Consider the following 5,590-nt stretch of genomic DNA (forward strand, 5'->3'; position numbering starts at 1 on the left):
CCCTCGACCCGGCCCGCACCGGCGAGAACTCCGTCCAGGCCGTCGTCTTCGCCCCCGACGGCGGCCCGGTCACCGTCCCCGAACTCCGGCTCACCTTCACCCTCCCCGCCCAGGACATCGGCCCGGTCGACGCCGAACTCGCCGACCGCGGTGGCTACTGGGCCACCGACGGCCTCGACCTGCCGGTGCCGGGCGACTGGCGGATGAAGGTGACGGTGCGGGTCTCGGAGTTCGACCAGGTCACGGTGGCGCGCGGCGTGCGGATCGAGTGACCTCAGCGGCCGAGTGCCGCCACGCCGGCCTGGGCGTACTTCTCGTCGAGGTCACCGGAGGGAGCCCCGGCCACGCCGATGCCGGCGACGGGCGCGCCCTTGGCGGTGACGGGGGCGCCGCCCGCGAGGAACAGCGTGCCCGGGATGTCCTTGAGGTTGGGGGCGTTCTGGAGGCGCTTGGCCAGCTCGGAGGTGGGCGCGTTCCAGGCGACGGCGGTGTACGCCTTCTTCTCGGCCGACGCGTAGGACTGCGGCCCGGCGCCGTCGCCGCGGAGGGTCACGATCGTGTTGCCGTTGCGGTCGACGACGGCGACGGTCACGCGCTGGCCGTCCTTCTCGGCGGCGTCCAGCGCGGCCTGGGCGCCCTCGACGGCGGCGTCGATCGTCAGATGCGTGCTCTGCGTGAGGTTGCCGTGCGCGGCGCCCGACGCGGCGGCCGGGGCGCTCGCGGGCACGGCCGTGCCGGCGGAGTCGGCGGCGTTCGCGGCGACCGTGCCGGTGGCGGCGACGGCGGCGAGCAGGGCGGCGCCGGTCAGGACGCGGGCGGGGCGGGACAGCTTCTTGCCGTGCTTCATCGTGGGTGACCTTTCATCGGTCGGCTCGTCGGCCGGCTCGTCGTTCGGCTCGTCGCCCGTCTGTGGAGCGGAGCCCGATGTCGATCCTCCGGCCGTGTCCCGGCCCGACCGGTCGTCGTAGGGGCTCGGCCGCGGCACCGGACCGGACGACCCGGGGGTCATCCGAACGGCTGACCCCAGATGACCCGCCGGGGCCGACAATGGAGATGTTTGCCCAGTTCAGCGCGGAAAAGGAGGGAGGGAGAGCCCATGCGGCACACGACGGACGACGCGGCACGGGACGCGGTACGGGACGCAGAACCGAACGCAGAACCGAACGCGGAACCGAACGCGGAGGACGCCGACCGGGACGCCCACACCACCCTCACCGTCGTCATGCACACCGCCTTCTTCGTGCTGCTCGGCGCCTCACTCGCCCGCTACCTCGCCCGGCACGGCCCCGAACCCCGCACCCCCTGGGTCATCGCCCTCTCCGTCCTGCTGGCGGCGCTGTACGTGCTCGGCCCGGCGCTCGGCGCCCGCCTCACCGCGCGCCGCATGATCTGGCTGGGCGCGGTGGTGGCCACCTGGGCGGCCCTGGTGGCCCTCGCACCGAGCTTCGCGTGGTGCGCCGTCCCGCTCTTCTACACCGGCCTGCGCACCCTGCCGCCGCGCGCCGCCGTCACCCTGGTCGCGCTGCTCACCGCCCTGGTGGTGGCCGCCCAGCTGAAACTGGCGGGCTGGGCCGACCCGAACGTGCTCCTCGCACCCCCGGCGGTGGCAGCGATCGCGACGGCCGTCTTCGTCACGACGGAACGCCAGTCGGCCCGCCGGCGCGCCCTCATCGACGACCTGGTCCGCACCCGCCGCGTCCTCGCCGCCACCGAGCGCCGCGAGGGCATGCTCGCCGAACGGGAACGCCTGGCCCGGGAGATCCACGACACCGTCGCCCAGGGCCTGTCCAGCCAGCGGATGCTGCTCCAGGCGGCGGACCGCCTGTGGGAGACCGACCCGGACACGGCCCGCTCCCACGTCCGTACGGCCGCCTCGGTCGCCGAACACAACCTCGCCGAGGCCCGCCGCTTCGTCCACGACCTCACCCCGGCCGACCTGGCGAGCGGCGCGGGCCTGCGGGACGCCCTGGCCGCGCTGGCGGCGCGGGAGACCGATGCCGCCCTCACCGTCCGCCTGCACACGGAAGGCGCCCCCGCCGCACCTCTCCCCGCCCTGGTCGAGTCGGCCGTGCTGCGCATCGCGCAGGGCGCCCTGGCCAACGTCCGCGAACACGCGGCGGCCGGCACCGCGACGATCACTCTGACCTGCCTGGACGACCAGATCGTCCTGGACGTCGCGGACGACGGCCGCGGCTTCACTCCGGGCACCTTGGACACGCCCGGCACACCGGGCACCTCCGGTGCCTCGGCTGCGCCACGCCACGGGCGCGACATCCGCGGCCACGGCCTGCCCGCCATCCGCGCCCGCCTCCGTCAGCTGGGCGGCACCCTGACGATCGAGTCGGCCCCCGGCGAGGGCACGGTCCTGTCGGCGGCGATCCCCCTGACCAGCCCACCCCCGGAGCCGCAATGACCGTACGGATCCTCCTCTGCGACGACCACGCCGTGGTCCGCGCGGGCCTGCGCGCCCTGTTGTCGAGCGCCCCGGACATCGAGGTCGCCGGCGAGGCGGCCACGGGCGAGGAGGCCATCGCGCTGACCCGCAAACTCCGCCCCGACGTGGTCCTGATGGACCTCCAGCTGGGCGAGGGCATGGACGGCGTCGAAACCACCCGCCGCATCCTGGCGCCGGGCGAGGACGGACCGGGCGGGGACGCACCGGGCGGAGCGGCACCCGTGCCCCACGTCCTGGTCCTCACCACCTACGACACCGACGCGGACATCACCCGCGCCATCGAGGCGGGCGCCACCGGCTACCTCCTCAAGGCCGAGCGCCCCGAGGAGCTCTTCACCGCGATCCATGCCGCCGCCGAGGGCCGCACGGTCCTCTCACCCCCCGTCGCCAGCCGTGTGATGTCCCACCTCCGCACTCCCCGCCCGACCCTCACCCCACGCGAACGTGACATCCTCGGCCACCTCGTCCAGGGCCTCACCAACCGCGACATCGCCCGCACCCTCTACATCAGCGAGGCCACCGTCAAGACCCACCTCCGCCGCATCTACGACAAGCTCGGCGTCACGACGAGAGCGGCGGCGGTGGCGGCGGCGAAGGAACGACGCCTGGTCCCGTGAACGACGAAGGCCCCGACCGGTGAACGGTCGGGGCCTTCGCCACGTCCTGGGCCCTAGTCGACCTCGGGCCGCGCCGCGCGCCCGCCCGGGGCGGGCACCTGCGCGTCCTCGGACGAGTAGATCTCGTCCTCCCCGAAGTCCGGGGCCTGGAACGGGTTCGTCGCCGGAGGCGGCGAGACTGCGGTGGAACGGCGGGGTTGCCCTTCCGGGGCGGAGAACAGCGACGTCGGGGTGATGAGAGGTCTGCCTTTCGTTACAGGTCCCCGAGGGGACCTGGCCAGCCGTGGCCAGGCACGGCGGTCCTACAGCTTGGTCATCTTGGCGTACGGGCTCAGGATCCGCATCTGCGCCGAGCCGAAATCCACGAGCGCCGCGATCCCGGCCTCGATGCCGACCACCCGGCCGAGGCCGTACACGTCGTGTGTGACCTGGTCGCCCAGGGCGAAGTGCTTGGGAACCGGTGTGACCGGGGCCTTGAAGGGGCTGGTGGGCAGATGACGCTTGGGCGCCGCGGGCTTTGTCATGACTCAGTATGCGCCCACACGCGGCCCGTCCGCTGTGGCCATCGGCACAGGAGCGGACCGGAGCCCGGCACTGCGCCGCCCTGCGCGGTTGGGAAGAGAACGCCCAGGGCTCCGCTGATGGCGCGGCACGGATGCGTGCGTTGGTACCTGCGCGTGACCGATCGCATCCTCAAGGAGGCGGCCCGGAAGATCGAGCGCGCCATCTGGGGAGCCCCAGAAAACCTCGCTGTGGACAAAGACCAGGACAACGAGGCGTAGGGACAACGTCGAAGGGCCCCCTGTTTCCAGGGGGCCCTTCGACATCGTGCCCGGTGAGGCACTGGCGGAGGATACGAGATTCGAACTCGTGAGGGGTTGCCCCCAACACGCTTTCCAAGCGTGCGCCCTAGGCCTCTAGGCGAATCCTCCGCCGCAAACATTACATGACCGAAGAGAGTGCTCGCGAACTCGTTCCCGCAGGCCGCCATCGGGTAGGCTGTGCGCAGCCCCTCACGCGGCGCTATCTGACTGAACTCCCCCAGGGCCGGAAGGCAGCAAGGGTAGGTTGGCTCTGGCGGGTGCGTGGGGGGCGCTTGCGTTTCCGGGCGGGGATCTTCCCGGTGGGCCGGGGTGGATCTCGCCCGCGGCCGGGGTGGATCTTCCGGGCGGCTGCCGTGGATCTTCGGGCGGATCCGGTTGTCAGTGGGCGCCTATAACCTCGTATGCGTGTCGTCTCTCGCGCTGTACCGCCGCTATCGCCCGGAGTCGTTCGCCGAGGTCATCGGGCAGGAGCATGTCACCGACCCGTTGCAGCAGGCGCTGCGGAACAACCGGGTCAATCACGCGTACCTGTTCAGCGGTCCGCGCGGGTGCGGCAAGACGACCAGCGCGCGGATCCTGGCCCGCTGTCTGAACTGTGAGCAGGGCCCCACCCCGACACCCTGCGGGGAGTGCCAGTCCTGCCGGGACCTCGCCCGGAACGGCCCCGGATCGATCGACGTCATCGAGATCGACGCCGCGTCCCACGGTGGTGTGGACGACGCCCGTGAGCTGCGCGAGAAGGCCTTCTTCGGCCCCGCCTCCAGCCGGTACAAGATCTACATCATCGACGAGGCCCACATGGTCACGTCGGCCGGTTTCAACGCCCTCCTCAAGGTCGTCGAAGAACCCCCGGAGCATCTCAAGTTCATCTTCGCGACCACCGAGCCCGAGAAGGTCATCGGGACCATCCGGTCGCGGACCCACCACTACCCGTTCCGGCTCGTGCCCCCGGGCACCCTTCGGGACTACCTCGCCGAGGTGTGCCAGAAGGAGGACATCCCCGTCGAGGACGGTGTCCTGCCGCTCGTCGTGCGGGCCGGCGGCGGTTCCGTGCGTGACTCCATGTCCGTCATGGACCAGCTGCTCGCCGGTGCGGGGGAGGAGGGTGTGACGTATGCCATGGCCACCTCCCTCCTCGGCTACACCGAGGGCTCCCTGCTGGACTCCGTCGTCGAGGCCTTCGCCACCGGTGACGGCGCCGCCGCCTTCGAGGTCGTGGACCGCGTCATCGAGGGCGGCAACGACCCGCGGCGATTCGTCGCCGATCTGCTGGAGCGGCTGCGCGACCTCGTGATCCTCGCCGCGGTACCGGACGCCGTGGACAAGGGGCTCATCGACGCCCCCGCCGACGTCCTGGAGCGGATGCAGGCCCAGGCCGGTGTCTTCGGCGCCGCCGAGCTGAGCCGCGCCGCGGATCTCGTCAACGAGGGTCTGACGGAGATGCGCGGCGCGACCTCCCCGCGCCTCCAGCTGGAGCTGATCTGCGCCCGCGTCCTGCTGCCCGCCGCGTACGGCGACGAGCGGTCCCTGATGGCCCGCCTCGACCGCATCGAGCGCGGGGTGAACTTCTCGGCGGGCGGCGGCGCGCCCGCCATGGGGTACGCACCGGTGCCGGACGCCCACGCGGGCCCCGCCGCCCCCCTTCCGCCGGGCGGCGCCGTCGCGGCGGCCCGCGCAGCCGTACGGGGCACCGG

At 72.6% G+C, this 5,590-nt stretch carries 5 protein-coding genes, 1 tRNA gene, 1 other RNA gene and 1 pseudogene; 5 read left to right on the forward strand and 3 right to left on the reverse strand.

Features of this window, described 5'->3' with window-relative positions; genetic code table 11:
• Positions 1-272: pseudogene (locus CCN42_RS31510) on the forward strand (FixH family protein); the annotation flags it as partial.
• A 2-nt stretch (positions 273-274) separates the two neighbouring features.
• Here the strand turns inward: CCN42_RS31510 and CCN42_RS31515 are convergent.
• The gene (locus tag CCN42_RS31515; protein WP_086740728.1) at positions 275-847 is read right to left on the reverse strand and encodes a GlcG/HbpS family heme-binding protein; all 573 of its coding nucleotides are present in this window, start codon (positions 845-847) and stop codon (positions 275-277) included.
• A 249-nt stretch (positions 848-1,096) separates the two neighbouring features.
• On the opposite strand from CCN42_RS31515, the gene CCN42_RS31520 reads away from it, so the two are divergent.
• Both CCN42_RS31520 and CCN42_RS31525 read left to right on the forward strand, forming a co-directional pair.
• Positions 1,097-2,413, forward strand: coding sequence for a histidine kinase (locus CCN42_RS31520; protein ID WP_086740730.1), 1,317 nt, complete (start codon positions 1,097-1,099; stop codon positions 2,411-2,413).
• Positions 2,410-3,072, forward strand: coding sequence for a response regulator (locus tag CCN42_RS31525; RefSeq protein ID WP_086740731.1), 663 nt, complete (start codon positions 2,410-2,412; stop codon positions 3,070-3,072). Before CCN42_RS31520 ends, CCN42_RS31525 begins: the two co-directional genes overlap by 4 nt.
• A 302-nt stretch (positions 3,073-3,374) precedes the next feature.
• Here the strand turns inward: CCN42_RS31525 and CCN42_RS31535 are convergent, their stop codons facing one another.
• Both CCN42_RS31535 and CCN42_RS31540 read right to left on the reverse strand, forming a co-directional pair.
• A complete protein-coding gene (locus tag CCN42_RS31535) occupies positions 3,375-3,596 on the reverse strand; it encodes a hypothetical protein (RefSeq protein WP_086167705.1) in 222 nt (73 codons plus the stop codon).
• Positions 3,597-3,916: 320 nt separating this feature from the next.
• Positions 3,917-4,004, reverse strand: a tRNA-Ser gene (locus tag CCN42_RS31540).
• 72 nt (positions 4,005-4,076) lie between these two features.
• Here CCN42_RS31540 and ffs point away from each other — a divergent pair.
• Positions 4,077-4,175: signal recognition particle sRNA small type (ffs, locus tag CCN42_RS31545), an RNA gene on the forward strand.
• Positions 4,176-4,301: 126 nt separating this feature from the next.
• Positions 4,302-5,590: DNA polymerase III subunit gamma and tau (locus CCN42_RS31550; protein WP_143662071.1), on the forward strand; the 1,289-nt coding region annotated here is incomplete at its 3' end.

It is taken from the genome of Streptomyces glaucescens (assembly GCF_002154375.1).
Lineage (GTDB): Bacteria > Actinomycetota > Actinomycetes > Streptomycetales > Streptomycetaceae > Streptomyces > Streptomyces glaucescens.

What these genes read in the sequence shown, in the direction of transcription:
- CCN42_RS31515 (WP_086740728.1), bottom strand. Translation starts at nt 847, where the DNA reads ATGAAGCACGGCAAGAAGCTGTCCCGCCCCGCCCGCGTCCTGACCGGC.
- CCN42_RS31520 (WP_086740730.1), top strand. Translation starts at nt 1,097, where the DNA reads ATGCGGCACACGACGGACGACGCGGCACGGGACGCGGTACGGGACGCA.
- CCN42_RS31525 (WP_086740731.1), top strand. Translation starts at nt 2,410, where the DNA reads ATGACCGTACGGATCCTCCTCTGCGACGACCACGCCGTGGTCCGCGCG.
- CCN42_RS31535 (WP_086167705.1), bottom strand. Translation starts at nt 3,596, where the DNA reads ATGACAAAGCCCGCGGCGCCCAAGCGTCATCTGCCCACCAGCCCCTTC.